At 64.6% G+C, this 19,924-nt stretch carries 15 protein-coding genes and 1 pseudogene; 7 read left to right on the top strand and 9 right to left on the bottom strand.

The genetic code is table 11. The features are described from left to right. Positions 1-187: 187 nt before the first annotated feature. The 5 genes from IBJ82_RS21830 to IBJ82_RS21810 form a co-directional block, all read right to left on the bottom strand. Positions 188-1,429, bottom strand: coding sequence for a Wadjet anti-phage system protein JetD domain-containing protein (locus IBJ82_RS21830; protein WP_194827792.1), 1,242 nt, complete (start codon positions 1,427-1,429; stop codon positions 188-190). A 169-nt stretch (positions 1,430-1,598) separates the two neighbouring features. Continuing rightward, on the bottom strand, positions 1,599-4,676 hold the full coding sequence (locus IBJ82_RS21825; protein ID WP_194827791.1) for a hypothetical protein: 3,078 nt from the start codon (positions 4,674-4,676) through the stop codon (positions 1,599-1,601). Next, positions 4,673-5,302 carry a hypothetical protein gene (locus IBJ82_RS21820; RefSeq protein WP_194827790.1) on the bottom strand — a complete coding sequence of 210 codons (630 nt, stop codon included), beginning with the start codon at positions 5,300-5,302 and terminating at the stop codon, positions 4,673-4,675. The genes IBJ82_RS21825 and IBJ82_RS21820 overlap by 4 nt, the downstream gene beginning before the upstream one ends. Continuing rightward, positions 5,299-5,817: a hypothetical protein gene (locus IBJ82_RS21815; RefSeq protein WP_194827789.1), complete on the bottom strand. Its 519-nt coding sequence runs from the start codon at positions 5,815-5,817 to the stop codon at positions 5,299-5,301. Before IBJ82_RS21815 ends, IBJ82_RS21820 begins: the two co-directional genes overlap by 4 nt. Next, positions 5,810-6,727 (bottom strand): hypothetical protein, encoded by a 918-nt coding sequence (locus IBJ82_RS21810; protein ID WP_194827788.1) that lies wholly within the window; start codon positions 6,725-6,727, stop codon positions 5,810-5,812. The genes IBJ82_RS21815 and IBJ82_RS21810 overlap by 8 nt, the downstream gene beginning before the upstream one ends. A gap of 1,260 nt (positions 6,728-7,987) precedes the next feature. Here IBJ82_RS21810 and IBJ82_RS21800 point away from each other — a divergent pair. Continuing rightward, a pseudogene (locus tag IBJ82_RS21800) lies at positions 7,988-8,746 on the top strand (helix-turn-helix transcriptional regulator); the annotation flags it as partial. A 269-nt stretch (positions 8,747-9,015) separates the two neighbouring features. Here the strand turns inward: IBJ82_RS21800 and IBJ82_RS21795 are convergent. From IBJ82_RS21795 to IBJ82_RS35415, 3 genes are all read right to left on the bottom strand, one after another. Beyond that, the gene (locus tag IBJ82_RS21795; RefSeq protein WP_194827786.1) at positions 9,016-9,189 is read right to left on the bottom strand and encodes a CsbD family protein; all 174 of its coding nucleotides are present in this window, start codon (positions 9,187-9,189) and stop codon (positions 9,016-9,018) included. A gap of 253 nt (positions 9,190-9,442) precedes the next feature. Further along, positions 9,443-10,825: a glutamate decarboxylase gene (locus tag IBJ82_RS21790; protein ID WP_194827785.1), complete on the bottom strand. Its 1,383-nt coding sequence runs from the start codon at positions 10,823-10,825 to the stop codon at positions 9,443-9,445. Between the two features lie 189 nt (positions 10,826-11,014). Next, complete coding sequence (locus IBJ82_RS35415; protein WP_194827784.1) at positions 11,015-12,217, bottom strand: helix-turn-helix domain-containing protein; 1,203 nt, start codon at positions 12,215-12,217, stop codon at positions 11,015-11,017. 165 nt (positions 12,218-12,382) lie between these two features. Here IBJ82_RS35415 and IBJ82_RS21780 point away from each other — a divergent pair, with 165 nt between their 5' ends. The 3 genes from IBJ82_RS21780 (at position 12,383) to IBJ82_RS21770 (ending at position 16,230) form a co-directional block, all read left to right on the top strand. Beyond that, on the top strand, positions 12,383-13,966 hold the full coding sequence (locus IBJ82_RS21780) for a GMC family oxidoreductase (RefSeq protein ID WP_228537434.1): 1,584 nt from the start codon (positions 12,383-12,385) through the stop codon (positions 13,964-13,966). After that, positions 13,963-14,832, top strand: a complete 870-nt coding sequence (locus IBJ82_RS21775; RefSeq protein WP_194827783.1) for an isopentenyl transferase family protein — start codon at positions 13,963-13,965, stop codon at positions 14,830-14,832. Before IBJ82_RS21780 ends, IBJ82_RS21775 begins: the two co-directional genes overlap by 4 nt. A 363-nt stretch (positions 14,833-15,195) precedes the next feature. After that, positions 15,196-16,230 (top strand): CdaR family transcriptional regulator, encoded by a 1,035-nt coding sequence (locus tag IBJ82_RS21770; protein WP_194827782.1) that lies wholly within the window; start codon positions 15,196-15,198, stop codon positions 16,228-16,230. 82 nt (positions 16,231-16,312) lie between these two features. Here IBJ82_RS21770 and IBJ82_RS21765 read toward each other — a convergent pair whose 3' ends face one another. Next, on the bottom strand, positions 16,313-17,263 hold the full coding sequence (locus IBJ82_RS21765) for an alpha/beta hydrolase (protein WP_194827858.1): 951 nt from the start codon (positions 17,261-17,263) through the stop codon (positions 16,313-16,315). 138 nt (positions 17,264-17,401) lie between these two features. Here IBJ82_RS21765 and IBJ82_RS21760 point away from each other — a divergent pair, with 138 nt between their 5' ends. The 3 genes from IBJ82_RS21760 (at position 17,402) to IBJ82_RS21750 (ending at position 19,904) form a co-directional block, all read left to right on the top strand. Beyond that, positions 17,402-17,956, top strand: coding sequence for a VOC family protein (locus tag IBJ82_RS21760; RefSeq protein ID WP_370585412.1), 555 nt, complete (start codon positions 17,402-17,404; stop codon positions 17,954-17,956). Positions 17,957-18,121: 165 nt separating this feature from the next. Further along, entirely contained in the window at positions 18,122-18,481 is a 360-nt protein-coding gene (locus IBJ82_RS21755; protein ID WP_194827781.1) for a nuclear transport factor 2 family protein, read from the top strand. Between the two features lie 253 nt (positions 18,482-18,734). After that, on the top strand, positions 18,735-19,904 hold the full coding sequence (locus IBJ82_RS21750) for a serine hydrolase (RefSeq protein ID WP_194827780.1): 1,170 nt from the start codon (positions 18,735-18,737) through the stop codon (positions 19,902-19,904). The last annotated feature ends 20 nt before the right edge of the window (positions 19,905-19,924 follow it).

Raw genomic sequence — 19,924 nt, 5'->3', positions numbered from 1 at the left:
CCCGGCCGACCGGGCTGGTATCGGTCCTCGGCGCGGCGTTCTTAGGTGTTCTCCGCGCTGCTCAGACGAGGTGAGGTACGTAGTGCGCGCTGCTGGCCGGGGTGAGATGTCTGTTACACACTCCTTGTGCGCCGACGCCGGATACTCAACGCAGTGCGAAGGTCACCTGACTGCGCAGCAGTCCCCCTCACTGTCGGTTGACGCCCGCTGTCGAAGCCGTTTCCAGTTCGCGGAGGCAAGCGCCGAGCCCTGGTAGGACCTCGTGATGGAGGGTCTCCTGCTCGCGTCCCTCACCGTTTTCTGCGATAGACGCGGCCAGCAATCGCAACTGAGCGGGACCGTGATCAGCCATTTTTGCCGCCAAGGCACGGCCAAGGGCCATAGCGTCAGGAGTTTGCTCGCGATGTGGGCCTGCGGCCCAGAATCCGACATCCATCCCGATCGGATTGACGTGACGGCCGACTCGTTCAGCCAGGTTGGCGACGATACCGATGCCGTCGGCATCAAGGTCACACCAGGCGGCCAGCGGAACGCCGTCGAGCCTGGTCAGCAAGGCGACCAACCCGTTGCTGGGATATCCCTGTCCCCACACGCACAGCCACCGTTCGACGATGTCGGTGTGGCCACACACTTGCTGGAAAGTGTCCTTGTTCTCCACGAAGAGCACGCCGTGTATCCCGGAGGTGTCGAGTGTGCCCAGTAGTCGCATGCCCTCAGCGGGAAGGCCGATCCATGGCCTGCTGGCGCTGGCGTCGGCGACTACCGTACCGACTCGCCACTGCAGCGGTCCCCGCATCAGGACAGCGACGTCGGCGTCTTTAACCGCCGTATGGAATGGCATCCGGATCAGGTTGGCGAACGCGGTTTCTCGTTCGGGTGTCCATCGTTTCGTGTTGTGGAAAGCGAATCCGGCTAATGCCTTCGAGGTGTGCGTGATCCCAGCAGCGTGGTCGGGTAACCAAACGCAGGCGGCACGGACGGCGCAGTCGTACACCGACCACGCTGCAGTCGCCGCCTGTGACGCCGGCGGGACGCGCAGCGGACCAGTCGCCGGCATTGCGGCGAGCAGCGCGTGCTCGTCAGCGAGTTCGGGCACGGTGCGCAGGCAGTCGAGCAGTTCGCTACGAGCGGTGTCGGGGTCAGCACGACCGGTCAGTTCCGTGATGTGGTCTTCGGCGACCGCGGCCCATGCCTCGGTGAGCCGGAACGAGTGCGGTCGATAGTCGAATCCATCGACGGTGCACCGAACGACACCGACACCGGATCGCACAAGTTCGATGGCGGTATCCCAGGCAGAGTCTCCGAATTGGGACTGCATAGTGTGCCATCTGCGGCCGGTACCGGTGCGCAGGATCCAGACCAGGTCCCGCGATCGGATGGTGGTCGGCAGTACCAGCGCTCGTGGTTGATCCTGGGCCAGTAGATCCACACGGGCGACTCTGATTCTGCCGCGTCGGTCCCGTGGAATCCTGCTTTCGCTGGGATTACCTGTGTCGCCGGATTTCGGGACGGTGTACGCGGTGACACCCGCCGGCATCTCCGGAAGTGGAACGGGAATTCGACCGGCGGATTCGCCGAACAGAAGGCCGTAGTGATTGTCACGGCCAGTCATCATGGCGTCCTGTTGTGAGCCATTCGGCGGTAAGGATCACTCGTTCGCCGTTAGCGTCGAAGGCCCAGACTCGGGTGGGGTTGTTGTAGGCGTTGGCGGTGTTGGTGTGGGTGAACCACGTCAGTGCGCCGCACACATCCGATGCGTCGGCGACGACACTGTCCTGACAGGTGCCGAGAATGGTGACGTGTTGCCGCTCGGCGACGCGTTTGAGCGCTCCCAGCACATCCTTGCGATTGACCTCGCCGAGACTGTTACCGAGTTCGTCGAGCACCAGGACTCGCCCGCTGGTATCGGCGTCGGCGAGCAGTGCGGCCAGCACCAATTGCACCGCGTAGACCTTCACCTGCGCGCCGTTGGCGACCTCTCGGTAGGACACAAACGGGCCGCGCAGCGAGCGGCGCCAGCGGGGTGTGACCTCCCATAACCATTCGCCGGGGCCTGCGGGGCGGACATTGTCGAAGATCAATTCGGCACCGCAACCGCCGCGGTCGATGTCGAGCTGGTTGAATGCGGCGCTGACTCGTTTGAGCACTCCTTCGACGCGCTGGGCGATCATGTCCTGGACGACTTGCAGCCTTTGTTCGGCGTCGGCGAGTCTTTCTTCCAGATCCTCGTGAATGCGGCTGCGTTCCATGCGCTGCTGCTCGATCCGATTGCGCAGCACTCGGTCGGCACCGGCTTGGCCGTCCAGGCGGGTGCGCAACGGGAACGCGATGTCGGCCAACCCGACCGAAGGTGGCTGGGACAAAGAGTCGGCGGCGAGGGTCCGGCGCCGCTCGGCCGCCTCGCGGAAGTCTGCGGGAAGGTCGGCTGCTGAGGAGTCGTCGATACCGAACAGGCTCGTGGCACGGGCGAGTTGTTCTACGGCGCGCACTCGGACTTGCTCAACCGGTTGCCGAGTGTCCGCGGGGATGGCGCTGACCAGGTCGGTCGCTTGCTGCAGGTCGCCGCCCCAGACTTCTCGCCACCGCTCGATCGAGAGGTTTTGGCGGTCCTGCTGCCGGGCGGCAAGGTTCTTGTGCAGCTCCCGTTCTTTCTCCCTCAGCAGCGTCACCTGCGTGCGATTGAGTTGGACTGCCGTGTTGTGTCCGGTCAACAGTTGGTAAGACTCTTCCCACGCCTTGATCTGTCCGGATTCAGCGGCGATGGCCTCCCCGATCCGGCGGTCCAAGCTCTCGACTTCGCGCGCCAAGCTCTCGACCTCGACAGTGAGAAATCGTGTTCGCCCGGCGGCCCGCGCAGCCTGGAAGCGGAGGTCGGCGAGCCGCGCTGCCGCGTCGGAGACCTCGGTGGCTGCCACCATGTCGTCGCGCGTCTGCTCGGTTTCGGCGACGCTGCGGCGCATTCTGGCCAGCAGCGCCTCACGGCCGGTGAGGGCTTCTGCGAAGTCGCCGATAATGCTGGCCTGCAGTGCGGAATCGGTGACTTGGACCGGATTGATCCCGGGTGTCAGGCGTTGTTCGAGCTGTCGGAAGAACGTGGCGATGGGCAGCGGGCATCGTACGCCCGCATAGGTCACCGCGTGCCCCCCGTCGGTGTAGATCAGTTGAGCGCCGGGAATTTCGGCGACGGCGTACCGAGCGGCCGCGCCAGCGTCTCGGTCAACGATTACCGCATCGCGCCATGGCCACAAGCGCGGCTCCCACTCCGCACGCGTGTCTTCGGTCAGCTCCACGATATCGAACAAGGCGGTGGCGTCGATGGCCTGACTGTGGAGGATGTCAATAATGAGCCCGGCGTCGCCGCCTCGTCCCTGCTCGGCGCGTTGCAGTGCCTCACGTGCCGCGGTTACTGCGGATTCCGCCAGTTTCAGCTGTTGCTTGTGTTCGGCGTGGTTGTCACGGGCTAGTTCCAGGGCAAGTTCGCACTCATCGGGATCGCGGCCGTCCCAATTGTCGATCATGGGTCGCAAGGCGATCAGCTCGGCGTCATGGCCGGCCTGGATGGTTGCTTTGGCTGTCCGGTCCTGCTGCAGGCCTTCTCTGTGTTGGCACGCGCGGTCTCGCGCGGCTCGTGCCCGCTGCTCATCGGTGGTCAGGTCGGATCGAGACTCCAGGTCAGCCAGTTTCTGGGTGAGTGCCGCGGTGTGGCCCGCTGCTTCGGCGTGCCGTTTCGCTAGGTCACCGATCCTTTCCGCCATCTCGCCGTCCCTGCGCAGGACATCAAGATAGCGCTGCGCTGTGTACTGGTGCCAGTGCGACAGTGCACCGGCCAGTTCGGAGCGTGCGGCGTCGCGGCCGGCGATGCTGTCGAGGTCGGTTTGCTCGCGTGCGCGCTGTTCGTCTTCCTGGGTGAGGGATTCGTCTCGCTCACGTCGTTGGGCAAGGACGGTGCCGCGCAGATCTCGCTCCTCATCGATGTGTGCCTTAGATCCGGCCAAAGCGATCAAGGAGTCGGCGATGTCTCGTGGCGCCATTTCGGTCATCTGTTGGCTCAAGAGTGAGGCGACAGCGGGACGCAGCGGGGTGTCGAGGTAGCTGAGGCATCGGGGCGCGTCGCCGTAGAGCAGTTCTGCCATCTTCCGTGCCGATAACGTCCCGTTGGTCTTGAGGCCCTGCCAGATGCCGTCTGCCTGCAGGAAGCGCTCATCGTCGGTCTCGGCGTCTGCCACCTGGATCCCGGTGCCCCAGCGGGCCTGCATATACGGTGTCGAGGTCGACAGTCGGACCCACACTGTCATGGCGGTGTCCGAAACCCGGTCCTGCTCGGCGAACACACCGACGATGTAACCGCTCGACGCAGGTCGAATGTCGTGTGTCGGGTCCACTCCTGCGGAATCCGGCCGGAACAGCACACCAACAGCGTATTTGCCGGCGTTGGAGTCCAGCCGCCATTGTGGATCGCCCATGAGGATTGTCACCGCGGCGAGGAAACTCGTCTTCCCGGATCCATTCGAGTCCTGCTTGGGTCCTTGACCGGACACCGCAATGAAGGTGCCAGGAATCAGCGGCACAGCGTGGTTGGTCAGTCGCGCGACGTCGAAAGTCTGTATCGCGAGCAACTGCCGGTCTCCGACGATCCCGCGGCTGGCAGTGCGCGGGATCGACAGCTGTGTGGTCATGGGGCAGGCTTCCGATCGGGATCAGCGGCGTGTGTACGCAGCCGTCGAATGGACATGGCCAGGTCGCCGTGTGGTTCGGCCAGCAAAATCAGTTCCTCGAACAGCACGGTCGTCGCGCCTGGCGTGAGGCGCAAGAACGCCCAGCCGGGGACAATGCCGCCATTGACAGTTCGGATGAGCCCGGCGGACCGCAGCGCCGACAGTGCCGCTTTGACCACGCTGGGCCGAACTGCTCCGGTCTCAAGCACCGAGGCAGCTACCGGATGCTCGCTCAGCCAAGGGTTCTGCGTCCGGTGACGTCCTTCGGCGCGCGGTACGGCGACGGTAAACAACAACACCATGGCCAGCACAGCGCGGTGTTCGGGTTCCAGGATGCCGATCCCGAGATCGGCCAGTTCCCCGGCGACGGGGTCCGCGTAGCCGGAGAGATAGCCATTGCCGACCTGGAGGAGCACCCGGCCTGATCTCGCAAGCACTTGTTCAACGACCTGCCGCAGCGCCGGCTCCAACAGTGCTCGCAACTCGTTCGCTGGGACCGGTTCCTGTGCGGTCTCCACCGCCGCCACGGCCGCGAGCACTTCGGCCTGTCGTGCCTGAGGTAGCGCCTCCCAGCCGTCGCCGATCACGGGCGGGTTCCTTGGGGGCCGGGCAGTGTGGCGTATTCGCGCTGCAGCAGTGCGACGTCCTCGGCACGCCACAGGCCGATCGCGGGACCGAGCCAGACGGCCGTGCCGGTCTGGTCCAGACGGAGATAGCCGCACGCGCTCAGCCGGTTCAGCGCCCCTGTCACCTGGTGGACACCGAGATTCGACAAGGATGCCTTGATATCGGCGACGGTCGTCACCGTGCCCGGCAGGAGCGGCTTGTCCGGATCGGGCCAGCACAGTCGAACACAGGCGGCCAATACGAGCACCGCACCTTCGCTCGTGCCGGGCGGTCCGCCTCGTTCATCGATCGCGAGTGGGCTGTCATGCAGCCAGCCCGCCACGATGCCTGTCTGACCGTCTGCGGTCGTCACTTCGATGAGGCGGCGGCCCGCCGTGTGGGCCGCCGCTCGCAGTGCGTCGATCTCGTGTCGGTCCACAGGTGGTGAAACGACCTGCAGTGCCCGCAGTCTGGCCAAGGTGATCGCCTTATCCATCGGCGTCCTGGAATCTGTCGGGGTCCCCGGGCGGGAGACGCCGTAGCTGGATCGGTGTCAGATAGGTAACCGGGCTCGACGGCTCCACAATCATGGTGACAGCCATGTCGACGTCGACGGGGATTGCCGGATCGGCGGCCGCTACCAGCAGGTTCGACACCATTCGCGCGGCACCGGGCCATCCCGCCGCAGCGATCGTCGATGTGAGATCAGTTTCGGTTCGACCCTGCAGGTATAGCCGCATCTCGGTGTCGAGGCGATGACGGGCGTTGTCCCGACGTATTCGTGCTCGCTCCACGGGATCGTCGTCGGCAGTCAGGTCGATCGATTGCGCTGGCCGAGTCCGGATCTCCTGGGGTCGACGCGCCCGGACCGTGTCGAGCAGATGGTGCGGGTCGATTCGGACGGCCGGTAAGTCGAAGACAGTGCGTGCAAAAACGGCGGCCAGGTCGTCGACCGTCGAATACTGGGCCGCTGACCGGTACTGCTCGGGCAACAGCATGGAAAAGTCGCGGTTAGCGGTCACCTGGCGCAGGAGTCGCTCGACCAGGTCGTTGGCGGCAGCCGAGTAGCGTAGGGCCTGGGTAATCAGGTGCCCTCCGGCGGCGCTGAGTTCCGGAAACCGATCCTCGACGACGCCAACCAACTGCCGTGCCTCCGACAGCAGTCGGTCGGCTGCCGGGTGGCCACGACGTTGGCTGATCAACTCCTCGACCGGCCGAGTCCGCAACTGTAGGAGTTCTCCGGCGCTGATAGACAGACCCCGGCGCAACGTCGCGAGGCGAGTCGACACCTCGTCCTTGGTGAGTGTTCCATCGGTGATGTCCCGCCGTGTCTGGTCGAGAAGCAGGACGAGTTCCTCGACACCGCCGCCGTGGCGCAGCCGCTCGTACACCAGCAATGCTGCCACTCCGGTCGTACTAAACAGCAGACGCCGCTGAAACGGATGGTCGACCGGCGGGGCAACAGCCCCATGGCCTTGAACAGGCCCAGCCTGCCTTCAAACGACCCCGGGCCTGCGTCGCCGCACGCGACTTCCAGCTCCGTGCTGGTCAGCCCTTCGCCGGTGGCGTCGAGGTCGCCGCAGGCGGCGTATACTGCCTTCGCCCACTCAAGTAGGCCAACGTCATCGACCACAGCGTTGGAGTGACGTGCTATCGGAGCGGTGAAGGTCGCCAATCGCCGGAGGAAGACCTCGTCCGGTTCAAGATCCGGCACCAGATGGAACAGATCAGGCTCGTCCGTCAACGCCCCCCCAACCTTCGTCACTTGGCTTCCGGATCGCCCCTGGAATTCCCGGTGGTGGCTGGAAACCCGCCACGAAGACTAGCATCGGACATTGCTGGGGGCTCAGAGGTTCACGAACCCGACTGCGGTGGTGCAGGCTTCGGACTTGGCCGTTGCCGACAAACCAACGGCGCCGGAATCCGACTAGCGGCCGGATGTCGGCGGCCGGCCACTGCCATGGTCTGCGAAGGCAAGCAGCGGGTGAAAACCGAAGCCGCGCTTGAACGTCGGTGTCGTGTGTTGATTGTCCGAGTGCGCGTCCACCGGAGTCACATCCGAGTCCACGACCAGCGGATCAGTGGCGGTGATGTCGTCGTGTTAGGGTGCCGCTCACCAACTGCACACCAGGTCGGCGACCGTGTGGTGGCGTGAGCGGAACTGATGGCGGACAACGCATTGCGCGTATCACCGGCCAGGGTATTGATCAGCCGGGACACCGTTGGGGCCAACGCCACGGATCCGAACACATCCGGCTCGCACCGCAGCATCGCCAGGTCGGCGGCGCAGTCGACGCCGATAACGCCCGAACCAACCTGTGGCTACGGTCGCAAGCCGCAACAACGCGGCCGTTCCGGTCTGTGCCACCACCCCGGACCATCCCGTCAACTTTCAGCGACGGGTTTCCATCCCGTGGACTGCCTAACTAGAAACGCGCTACCACTACTTCGATATTCAGCCCCTCAGCGAGCTGAATTATCTTAGTTCAGAGTATCTTTCGCAATTTCATGGCCGCCATAGTTGGCTAAAGCTCGCTCGGCCAGGGACTTTCGCGGTCAGCTGACGGTGCTCGTACGGACGTTCTCGGACACGATCAATATCGACGTAAGCACCACGTCCATTTCGGTCCGGTTGAAGATTCACAGCTCAGCCCATACAGAGTGCAGAGGTGTCACCGCTCACCGGGGTGAGCATCGACTACTACGTGCGCATGGAGCGTGGCAACCTCGCGGGCGCCTCCGACAGCGTGCTCGACAACATCGCGCGCGCCCTGCAACTCGACGACGCCGAGCGCGCCCACCTGTTCGACCTCGCCCACGCGGCAGCCCCGGCGCCGGCCAGACAGCGCCGCGCCAAACCCACCGCCGGCGTCACCGCGTCCATCCAGCAGATGCTCGACGCCATCACCGACGCCCCGGCCTGGGTACGCAACGCGCGCCACGACATGCTCGCCGCCAACGCCTTGGCAAGAGCGCTCTACGCACCGCTGCTCGCCGATGACCGTCGACCAGCCAACACCGCCCGATTCGTCTACCTCGACCCCGCCTCCCAGGACTTCTTCGTCGATTGGGAACGCGCCGCCGACGACATCGCCGCCATGCTCCGCTCCGAGGCGGGCCGCAATCCCCACGACAAGCACCCCATCGAGCTGATCGGCGAATTGTCTACCCGCAGTGAGGTATTCCGCACCCGATGGGCCGCGCACAATGTGCGCTTCCACCGCACCGGCAACAAATCCTTGCACCACCCCACCGTCGGCCGCCTCGACCTCGAATTCGAGGCGATGGAGTTCCCCGCCCACCCCGGCCTCACCCTGCTCGTCTACACCGCACCCGCCGGCACCCCTGCCGCGGACGGACTCAAACTCCTCGCGAGCCTGGCCGCCACCACCGACCGGGCCGACGACTCCACCTCGAAACGATGAGCCCAGACCTCGAAGACCCTGAGCTGCCAGACAACTCGCCATTCGCGCAGTTGGCGCGGTACACGCCCGGAGTCGCGGTCGTGATCCTCGCTGTCACGACATTTATGGACTCGACGGTGTGCTGATGGCTCGATGAATGATGTTCATAGACAGCAGGATCGCGCACTGCGATAAGGGCGCGCCGTTCGTCGGATGGTCTGCGGACACAAACGAGCGGGTGGCACCCGGTAGGGCGCGCACCCGCTCGACGGCAGTGACAGAATTATCGGTCAGCTGCGGAAAGCGTCCTTGACCTTCTCCCCCGCGGCCTTGAGATTGGCCTTGACCTGGTCGCCCTTGCCCTCGTTCTCGAGGTGCTTGTCGTCGACCGCGCTACCGAACTTCTCCTTCGCCTGACCGGCGAGTTCTTCAGCCTTGTTATTGGCCTTGTCAGCTGTGCTCATTGTCTAACCCCTTCCAGTCGGCTCCGACCGCCCTGTTTCTGTCGGCCAGTCAAGTGACGAATAACCGGCCTGAGCCGAAGCAAACACCCGCGGGCACTTACCGCTACCGCCGGCAACCTCGGTTCACCCCCTGAGCTGGGACTCAGGCGTGAGGTTCGAGTTGAAATCGCTGGGAGCGGATTCTGTTGGCCTCGCATGCGTTCGTCGAGTTGGGCTTCCGTCACCCGTGGCATGCATTCGCGTGTCGCGCGCTCTAGTGCGCGAACGGACGTAGCCGGTCGAAGTATCCGTTGGGCTTGAGCGCGTCGAGATGTCCGAGCGCGGTGGTGATGTCATCACTCAACGCCCTGGCCATGTCCGCGGAGAACCCTTCCCGCACCACGACGCGCAACACCGCGATATCGGTGGCGTTGTCCGGCATGGTGTACGCGGGCACCTGCCAGCCGTAAGAACGCAGCGCGTGCGAGACGTCGAACTCGGTGTAGCCGGGGTCGCCGGACAGCCGGAAGCTGATCACGGGGATCGCCGAGCCGTCGGTGATCACCTCGAAGTGCTGGCTCTCTCGCAGCTGGTCGCCGAGCCATCGCGCGGTCTGCGAGAGGGAATGCATGACCTTGCCGTAGCCTGCGCGGCCGAGCCGCAGGAAGTTGTAGTACTGGCCGATGACCTGGTTGCCTGCCCGGGAGAAGTTGAGCGTGAAGGTGGGCATGTCACCACCCAGATAGTTGACCCGGAAGACGAGGTCGTCGGGCAGATACTCGGGGCTTCGCCACACCACGAACCCGATGCCGGGATAGGTCAGCCCGTATTTGTGGCCACTGACATTGATCGACACCACGCGCGGCAGCCGGAAGTCCCACATTAGATCGGGATGCAGGAAAGGCACCACGAAGCCGCCGCTGGCCGCATCGACGTGCACGGGGATGTCCGGTCCCCCGTCGGCGGCGAGCTTGTCGAGTGCCGCGCAGATCTCGCGGATCGGTTCGAGTTCGCCGGTGAATGTCGTGCCCAATATGGCCACGACGCCGATGGTGTCCTCGTCGACGTTCTCCAGCACCTGCTCGGGTGTGATGACGTAGCGGTCCTTCTCCATCGGCAGATATCGCGGCTCGACGTCGAAGTAGCGACAGAACTTCTCCCACACCACCTGCACATTGGAACCCATCACCATATTGGGTGTGCGGCCCTTCCACCCGTCGCCGACCTTCGCGCGCCACCGCCACTTCATGGCCAGCCCGGCCAACATCACCGCCTCGCTGGATCCGATCGTCGACACCCCCGTGGCGCTGGACGGGTCGTCGTCGCGCAGACCCTGCGCGTGGAACAGGTCGGCGACCATGCACACACATCGCTGCTCGATCGCGGCGGTCGCGGGGTATTCATCCTTGTCGATCATGTTCTTGTCGAACGTCTCAGCCATCAGCTTCTCGGCCTGAGGGTCCATCCACGTCGATACGAAAGTGGCCAGATTCAGCCTGCTGCTCCCGTCGAGCATCAATTCGTCGTGGATGAATCGATAGGCGACATCGGGATCCATACTGTCATCGGGCATCCGCAGCGCGGGTACCGGATCCATCGACAGCCGCCCGGTATACGCCGGGACGATCTGCGGAGCGTGAGTGCGTTTGCGCGACATGGAGATCCCTTCGAGTAGAGACACAGGACGCGCACGGAGCAACGCCGGTTCGCGCGTTCTACAAGGCTCCTTCCAACACAGCAACCACACCCAGGCGCCGGATGTATTTCGAATGATGCCGTCGGCGAGCCCCCGCCGCTTCACCCGATTCGGATGAAATAGCGTGCGTGTCTCACCAGCAACGCGGGGCTAGCCGGAATCGCGATCTAAGCCAAGAAGTGCGACGGCACGAATAGCCAAATACAGTTCGCTCGCCTGTGCCGGATCGGCGCAGCTACGCCCGGTCAATTCCTGGATCCGGCGCAGCCGGTGGTGAATGGTGTTGCGGTGGTAATGCAATCGGCTCGCGACCTGGGTGCTCGAACCATTGCAGTCGAACCACATGGCGAGGGTATCCAGCAGGGTGCGCCGCTCATTGGGTTCGGCCAGTTCGAGGATCGGGCCCAGAATGTGTTCCGCGAGTTCGCGGCCAGGGTGGGGAGCTTGCACCAGCAGCAACGGGATCGCGGCTGAACCGTAGCTGTTCACCGAGTTCGTGCCCGGGTCACCGCATCGCCGAGCCAGTTCGGCCTCGCGCGAACCCTCGCCGGCGTGCGTCGGGTCGGCGAAAGGGCGGCTGATACCGATGCGCCCCACGGCCAGTTCACCCAGCAACTCGGGCAACCAGCGGCGCGAACCGGGTGCGGTGAAGCTGAGCAAGCCGATTTGTGCGTCGAGTTCGGTGAGCCACATCGAATGCACGTATTTTGACTGCAGACGTTTCTCGATACCGTCGAGCGGGCGCGCGATATCGGCGGACGCCTCAGCGTTGACCACGACAAACGTGCCCGTCACCGGCAATCGCAGGGCGCGAGCGGTCTCCCAGAGCGCAGCTTCCTCGCCCTCACCGCTCAACAGGGAACGCAACATCAATCGGCGATGCTCGCCGTCTCTGCGGGCGCGGTCGGCGACGTATCGCCCGTAGGACTCGGCGGCGGCGCTGGAGTACTCGTCGATGATTCGCCACACCTCCGAGGCCAACTGTGGCAACGACTCCTTGGGCCCCTCGCCGACTTCTTCGAGCAGATGCGCCCAGATCAGACGACCACAGAGCCGGTAGGCGTGCAGCAATGCCGCCAAGGGAACCCCGTGTTCGGCCTTGACCGCGCCGGCGGTAGCGGGGGCGCTGAAATCGTTGCTCCCGGCACCGGACAGTTGCTCGAGTATCGAGACGAGATTGTCGCGCACGACCAGGGTCAATTGCTCCTGAGCCAACAGTGTCGTCTCCGCGTAGGCGTGATCGCCCGCGCGGATGGCGTCGACCAATTCGGCGGTCAGCGCATCGAGACGCTTCAGCACGCGCTGCGCGAGCACACTCGACAGGTCCGAGGACTGAGTACCCACAACCGTCACGGCCCGAGGATAGGCCGCAACCCGCTGCCGCGCCTGACGATTCGACTGTGCACGAGCACAACCATGCTGCCCGCATGAGGCACCCCTCGCCCATGGTCGCGGCGGTGGGCCGTGCGGCACGATCGTGTCCATTGTGAGCCAGGGCTCACTGCCTGGCGCGGACGGATGGAGATCGACATGTACGACTACGTCATCGTCGGAGGCGGGTCGGCCGGAGCGGTCCTGGCCGCCAGGCTTTCGGAAGATCCCGCTGTCAGCGTGGCGTTGATCGAAGCCGGGCCCGCCGACACCGCCGATGAGATCCATATCCCGGTGGCATTCGGATCGTTGTTCAAGAGCCGGTGGGACTGGGACCTCGACACCGAACCCGAACCGGGACTGGGCGGGCGGCGGGCGTACCTGCCGCGCGGCAAGATGCTCGGCGGCTCGAGCTCGATGAACGCGATGATCTACATCCGCGGCCACAGCAGCGATTACGACCAGTGGGCCGCCGACGGTGCCGACGGGTGGAGCTATCACGACGTCCTCCCCTACTTCCGGGCAGCCGAGGACAACGAGCGCGGCAAAGACGCCTACCACGGTGTCGGAGGGCCACTGACCGTCTCCGACGGCCGCTCGCTCAATCCGCTCGGCGAGGCGTTCCTGGCTGCGGCCGAACAGGCGGGCTATCAGCGCAACGACGATTTCAACGGCGCCACCCAACTCGGTGTCGGCCGCTACCAACTGACCCAGCGCAACGGAATGCGCTGCAGTACCGCGGTGGCCTACCTGCACCCGGTCGGCGAGCGGACGAACCTGACAGTGTTCACCGAAGCGTTGGCGCACAAGGTGATCTTCGAAGGCACCCGTGCGGTCGGTGTGCAGATCAGCCGCGGCAACACCGTCGAAACGATCCGCGCCGACCGGGAGGTGGTGCTCTGCGCCGGGGCTTACGGCTCACCACAGCTGTTGCTGTTGTCCGGGGTCGGCCCGGCCGATCAGCTGCCCCTGTTCCAGATTCCCGTGCTCGCCGATCTGCCGGTCGGGGAAGGGCTGCAGGATCACCTGATGGTGATGCTGAACTACCTCACCGAGCACGAATCACTGATGACCGCACTGTCACCGCAGAATCTGGAACTGCTGCAAAGCCACGGGCGCGGACCGTTGACCTCCAATGTGGGAGAGGCGGGCGGGTTCGTCCGAACCGATCCGGGGCTGCCGGGACCCGACGTGCAGTTCCATCAGGCGCCGGTGCTGTTCTACGACGAAGGCCTCGGGGCTCCCGTCGCGCACGGTTTCGCACTGGGTGCGTGCGCGGTGAAACCGACCAGCCGCGGCCGAGTGACATTGCGTTCTTCCGCGCCCGATACTGCCCCCCGAATTCTGCACAACTACCTCGGCACCGACGAAGACCGCGCCGGGCTACTGGCCGGATTGCGGATCGCCCTCGATATCACCGGCCGACCGGCGCTGCGCGATGTCATCTCCAGCAATTTCGTTGTCCCCGACAGTGATTCCGACGCCGACCTGCTCGCCTTCGCGCAACGGACCGCCCAGACGCTCTACCATCCGACGTCCTCGTGCGCGATCGGCTCGGTCGTCGACGCGCGGCTGAAGGTTTTCGGTCTCGAGGGTTTGCGCGTGGTCGATGCCTCGGTGATGCCGAGTATCACTCGCGGCAACACCAACGCTCCCACCATCATGATCGCGGAAAAGGCCGCCGCGATGATCGTCGAGGATGCCGGTTCGGCGACAGGCGGCTCCCAGTGAGCACCACCGTCGACAACGATCAGCGCAACACGCATTCGGGGAGCGCGATGGTGGACTACTTCGCCACCAGGGCGGCACCGAAGCACACTGCGGATCTCAGACCTGCGCCAGGAAGAGTGAGCGACTCGATGTCGATCAGCACTACCCCGAAATCCCGGGTCCATGCTGTGGTCGGGGCAACCGGCACCGGAACGGCGGAGCGCGCGAAAGCCCTTGCCCAGCAATGGGATGTGCCGATTGTGGTCGGCGACCCGGATCAGTGCTATCTGGACTTGGCGACCACCACTCGAAGTTTTCTCGATGGGCAGTCCTCGGTCCGTCGAGTGTTCCTCGAGGAACGCACTGTTTCCGACGGAGAGTTTTCCGCGGACGCGGCAGGTCGGTCACTGTGTTACACGCTGGGACAACTCGCTGTCGAGCACCCTGTGATAGTGGTCGAGATCAGCTCGGCTGCCCTGTTGGGGGCGGTGTTCGGCGAACACGAGCAACTGCCCTTCGAGTTGTCGATCGAGCTGCTGTCACCGCCTGATTTCCCGGCGTATATGAAGCGGTTGACCGATCGCTGTCGGCAAATGATCACCCCACCACCGGGGCGCCCATCGATCTTGGCCGAGCTCAGCGCCGCATGGCGGATCGGCCCGCAGCGCAAGTTCCTCGCCTCGATCGCCGGTCTCGGAGCGCTGATCGACTGGTGCGAGCTCAGAGGTGTCAGCCCCGACACGTTGTCCGAGATGGCTCTGACCGAACCGATAATTCAGGAAATGACCATCGTGATGGCGTTCGAACACGCCACCACCGGCGATGCCCAAGACCAGACACTGCGCACAGTTTTGTCGAGCTGCGAGTGCTTCGCGCACGCACTGTGAAGGTGCGGACTCGGTCTCAGCCAACTGCTCAGAAGATGCTGGAGCGGTCGGGTAGATCGACATACCCATGGCTACCGAGGCAACCAACGGTTACAGTTATCACTGTAACAATCAACAGCACTGGGAGTCAGCATGAGGGACGGCGATACACCTGACACAGGAGGTCGGAATCGAGTTCTGACAAGCAGTACGTGCACGGAGGAGCTTCTGATCGCCGGGGTGTCGGCCGCAGTGCACCTGCGCCGCGATCACACCATTTCCCAGCGTTTGCTGACACAGTTCGGTGGCCGTTCCGCTACACCAGGAATGGCGATGCCGTGTGGGGTGCGGAGGCGAGAAGCCGACGAGGTGGTGCAGGGATGCTTGGATCTCATTGCCGCCGCCTTGCAAGGTAGACCGCTCGGCGATATACCGGCCCCGCTCACTGCCAGGATCGGCGACTGGGCCGCCGAGGGTGTGGCGCTCGAGGCTGTGCAACAAGCCACGCACGCGGGCTTCCGATTTGTTCTGGACCAGCTGGCGCGACGCGCGACCAGCGCCGACAGCAGAACGATGACGGTTGCCGGGCAACGCGTCGCCGAGGTCCTGGAACGAGTGACGACCAGCTTCACCAGTACCTACCTGCATCATTTTCGAGCCGAAGCGAGCGGGATCGCCGACGCCGCCGAGGCGTTGGGCTCGGCCCTGATGGCCGGGTCGCCGACCCCAGCGTGGGCACGCAGCAGCGGATTGACGATCAGCGAGTCCTACGCCGTCCTCGCGCTGGCCGCCGCTGACCGGCATCGCGGCGGTGTCGACCCCAGCGAACTCGACACTCGGCGCTGGCTGCAGCGACTGCGCGCGGAGCTGGCCGCCTGCGTCGGCGGTTCGCCGCCGGCTCAGTTGAGCGAGGTCGGCGGGACGGTTTTGATCCCCGATGACACCACCGATGGCGGGGCCGTGGATCAGCTCTTCGATCGCCTGCAAGCCGCGGTCGGAAGACCTTTGCGGGCAGCACTCGTTCATGCCCCGATCCGTCAGATCCCCAAGGCGGCAACGGAAGCCCACGAACTGCTCGATCTTGCCGAAGTGCTGCACCGGCCCGCGGGTCTGTATCGAATGCGCGATCTGGTGATGGAGTATCAGCTCACCCGCCCCGGTCCTGGGCGGCGGCATCTGGCGACGATTATGAATCCTCTGCACGATCAGCCCGAACTGGTCGAGACGTTGGCTACCTACCTTCGCCACGGCCGGAACCGTCAACCCGCCGCGCGTGCGCTGCACATTCACCCGAACACCCTGGACTACCGGCTACAGCGGGTCGCTCGAGCCACCGGCATGGACCCTACCCACGTCGACGGGGTGTGGTATCTGCAGTCTGCCCTCGTGGCCCACGCCCACGAAACCGGCACTGCCTGATAGGCATTCCGCTTCGACAAGCCATCGCCTGCTTCGGTGGCCTGGTGGGCCGACCCGTCGTCGGCTCACCGGGCTGCAAGTATCAACCCATTGCGGGTGACGGCAGTTCGTGATCGGGCGTGGGCTCGGGTGCGAGAATCTCCGACAGAAACCGCAGTTGATCGCCGAGCGCCTGCTTTTGCCATGGACCGTCGTAGACGTCGAAATGATCGAGAGGGTACTCGAGCACCTGAGCACGCGATTTCACCTTCTGCGCCGACCGTCGCGCTGCTGCCGGTGGCGCGACGCTGTCGTTGCTGCCGATCTGGAAAAGGATCGGGCAGGACACGCGACCGGCGAAGGTGGTCGGCCGATTCAACCCGATTTCGAGAGCGGTTCGGGCACAGACCTCATTGCGCCAGGTGGGTCCTGCGATCGAGGTGATGGTGTCCATCGCTTCCGCGGTGGTGATGATCATCGCCGCCGAACCCGGCAACCCGAGGACCGGTACATGATGCGGCGCCCTTCGTGCGAGCGCTCGCACGAGGTCGAGCCCGAGGTGGGAGATCGCTCGTGCCAGATGGCTGATCCCGCCTCGTTGGGCGACGTGGGCCAAGGTCACCAGACCATCAGTCGCGGGCGTCATCGAGATGACCGCGGCGATCCGTGGATCCTGGACCGCGACGGCCAGAACATGGCCGCCCGAATAGGACGTTCCCCAGACGATGATGCGGTCGGGATCCACACCCGGTAATTGCCGGGCGGCCGCGATGGCAGCGTGGTAGTCCTGCCGTTGCCGTCGAAACGACACATCTTGGCGGGGAGTGCCTTCGGAGGCGCCGAACCCGCGATAGTCGAACAGGAGGGTGTCGATACCGGCATCGGCGAAGGCTTCGGCGTAGCCGAGCAGCCCGGTGTCGCGCGTGCCACCGAAACCGTGCGCCATGACTACGGCGGGTCGGCCTGCAGATCCGGCGAGCGCGTCCGCGCGGGCGGGGAGGTGCCAGGCCGCGCACTGCGTGCCGCGGCTGAGGAAGGTGATCTCGGTGATCATTGTTTTCCGCTCGATCAGGAAGGCCGACAGAACGTAGGCCATTCATCGTGGGCTTGTGCGGCACAGGAAAGCTGAGTACTTCCCGTTGGCCGAAGCCTCGTCACTGGCCGGTCACGGACCCATCAGCGAAGGGTCGGCGTGGATCGCATCGACAGTTCCGCGACAGGCACCCGAAACCCTTTCAGTGAACATATGTGCACCGAAAGATACCCTGCGGACAGGTGGCGCAGCAAGCCGGCGCTGTCGTTGTGTCGAGACACCGCTCGCTCGCTTCTGCCGGGGTTTAACCCCTCGTACGACGGCAACTCGGGGTGCATGATCGGAAACCTTCGTTCGGTGGTAATCGACTGTAAGCATCCGGCCGGACTGGCGCGCTTCTACCGGGAACTGCTCGGCGGCACTGTCGAGGACACCGATGAGACGTGGACGGTCCTGACCGATTCGCAGGGGCGGCGTCTCGCATTCCAGCTCGCGCCCGAACATGAGCCTCCGCGATTCCCGGACCCACGAGGATCGCAACAATTCCACCTCGACATCGAAGTCGGAGACATCGAGTCGGCGCAGCGAAATGTGCTGAGTCTCGGCGCTACCCGTGTGACCGATGCTGTCGGCGAAGACAACTTCAGGGTATTCCGTGACCCCGCAGGTCATACGTTCTGCCTCGTATGGGGAATCACGGCAGCCGATAACTGAGCGGTCGAGCCGGTTCGGCGGGCACAACAGATGGCCGGCACCCGGCGTTCCACGGAATATGTGTGGCCACAACCCCCTTCGCGCGCCGGTCGGCATCACCTGACGTTCTCAGCCGAACGCGAACATCGTGGCGTGAGTACGACATCGGCTGGCAAGGTGAGGTGCATGGAGAACTTGCGAGACGCTGAGCGGCGGTTGCAGGCCGCGCAACTTGCTGGGGATGTGCAGGCGCTGGATCGTCTGCTCGATGACCGGTTGATCTTCACCTTCGGCGCAGACACCTACACCAAGACGGATGACCTGGAGCTTCACCGCACCCGGACGCAGGTGATGACGGCCCTGGTCGAGGAAGAGCTGAGCGTACTTGCCGACGGACGCACCGGGGTGACCTGGTTTCTCGGGACCGTCGAGGGGACCGTCAACGGCGAGCCTTTCGGAGCCAGGATGCGTTACACGCGTTCCTGGTTGCACGACGATACGCATGGCTGGCGGATTATCGCAGCACACGCCAGCACGACGGATTGATGGTCCTATCGCGCGAATTCGACATGTGTGTAATTGGATCCAGCTGTGGCGGTGGCCATCGGCGGAGACTGCGCCGCCGATAGATCCCAGCTGCGGGCCGAGCCGGGCATGTACGTGTCGTCAGTTCTGCTTCGAATCTGTCCCAGCCCCAGGCGAGATATGAGCTAGATCACTATTGCAGTTGACCTTAGGTCAGGGTGGAACCTCGTCGTAGCGGCACGAAGCCGACACGATATCGAAGGAGCAAACCACCATGTCGATCACCGTTTTTGGCGAGGAAGAGAACACTCTGCGGACGGCCGCCGCCGGACAAGATCGCCCGGAGTTGCAGAAGGCGATCGAGCAGATCGTCGAGTCCGGGTTCCTCGGAGTGTCGCTGCGCGTGCACGACGAGCGGGGCGAGTGGGTCGGCAGTGCCGGGGTGGCCGAGCTGGGCGGAACGGCGAAGCCCCCGATCGACGGGCATGTCCGGATCGCCAGCAACACAAAGACATTCACCGCGGCCCTGGTGCTGAAGCTGGTAGCTGTGGGCAAAATCAACCTCGAGACCCCGGTGGTGAACTATCTGCCCGAGCTCGGGCTGGACGAGCGGATCACGGTGCGGATGCTGTTGCAGCACACCAGCGGCGTGTTCAACTTCACCGGCGAGATGTACGAAGACGGGACGATCGTGCTCGGGATCCCCGCACCTGGCACCCCCTTGGGTAAAGAGTGGGTGGACAACCGATTCCACGCCTATCGGCCGCAGGATCTGGTGGAGCTCGCACTGTCCAAGCCCGCGCGGTTCGAGCCCGGCACGAGCTGGAGCTACTCCAACACCAACTACGTCCTGGCCAGGCTGTTGATCGAGAAGGTCAGCGGCCGCTCCTTCGCCGAGGAGATGCAGCGCCTGATCATCGAACCGCTCGGCCTGTCGGGCACCGTGGTTCCGGAGAACTCACCGGAGATTCCCGAGCCGCACGCCCACGCCTACTACCGGTTCGAGGACGACGGCGAGGAGAAGATCGTCGACGTCACCCGCCACAACCCCTCCTGGAACCCGTGCGGCGGTGACATGATCTCGACCACCCGGGATCTGCATACCTTCATCTCCGCGCTGCTCAGTGGCAAGCTCCTGCCGCCGGAGTTGCTGACCCAGATGTGCACACCGCGGCCGACGGGCATCCCGACGATGGACTACGGGCTTGGGGTCTTCGTGCGGGACCTGGGTCCGGACGGCGGCGGCATCGTCATCACACACAACGGCGGCCACGCGGGCTATGCGACGCTGATGTACGCCACCCCCGACGGCACCAAGACCATGACCGCCTCGCTGACCTGCGTAGACGACTCCGCGATGTCTGTGGCGGTGCCGTTCCAGACCGCCCAGCAAAAGCTCCTCGCCGAGGTGTTCGGAGGCGGTCAGGCCGACCCGGGTCTGTAGCACGACGACCGGGACGACGC

It is taken from the genome of Nocardia sp. XZ_19_231, from assembly GCF_015355705.1.
GTDB lineage: Bacteria > Actinomycetota > Actinomycetes > Mycobacteriales > Mycobacteriaceae > Nocardia > Nocardia salmonicida.
Note: the sequence above shows the minus strand (reverse complement) of the source record. Positions and strands in the feature narration are given on the sequence as shown.

What these genes read in the sequence shown, in the direction of transcription:
- IBJ82_RS21825 (WP_194827791.1), bottom strand. Translation starts at nt 4,676, where the DNA reads ATGACCACACAGCTGTCGATCCCGCGCACTGCCAGCCGCGGGATCGTC.
- IBJ82_RS21755 (WP_194827781.1), top strand. Translation starts at nt 18,122, where the DNA reads ATGGAGAACTTGCGAGACGCTGAGCGGCGGTTGCAGGCCGCGCAACTT.
- IBJ82_RS21765 (WP_194827858.1), bottom strand. Translation starts at nt 17,263, where the DNA reads ATGATCACCGAGATCACCTTCCTCAGCCGCGGCACGCAGTGCGCGGCC.
- IBJ82_RS21815 (WP_194827789.1), bottom strand. Translation starts at nt 5,817, where the DNA reads ATGGATAAGGCGATCACCTTGGCCAGACTGCGGGCACTGCAGGTCGTT.
- IBJ82_RS21780 (WP_228537434.1), top strand. Translation starts at nt 12,383, where the DNA reads ATGGAGATCGACATGTACGACTACGTCATCGTCGGAGGCGGGTCGGCC.
- IBJ82_RS21750 (WP_194827780.1), top strand. Translation starts at nt 18,735, where the DNA reads ATGTCGATCACCGTTTTTGGCGAGGAAGAGAACACTCTGCGGACGGCC.
- IBJ82_RS21790 (WP_194827785.1), bottom strand. Translation starts at nt 10,825, where the DNA reads ATGTCGCGCAAACGCACTCACGCTCCGCAGATCGTCCCGGCGTATACC.
- IBJ82_RS21795 (WP_194827786.1), bottom strand. Translation starts at nt 9,189, where the DNA reads ATGAGCACAGCTGACAAGGCCAATAACAAGGCTGAAGAACTCGCCGGT.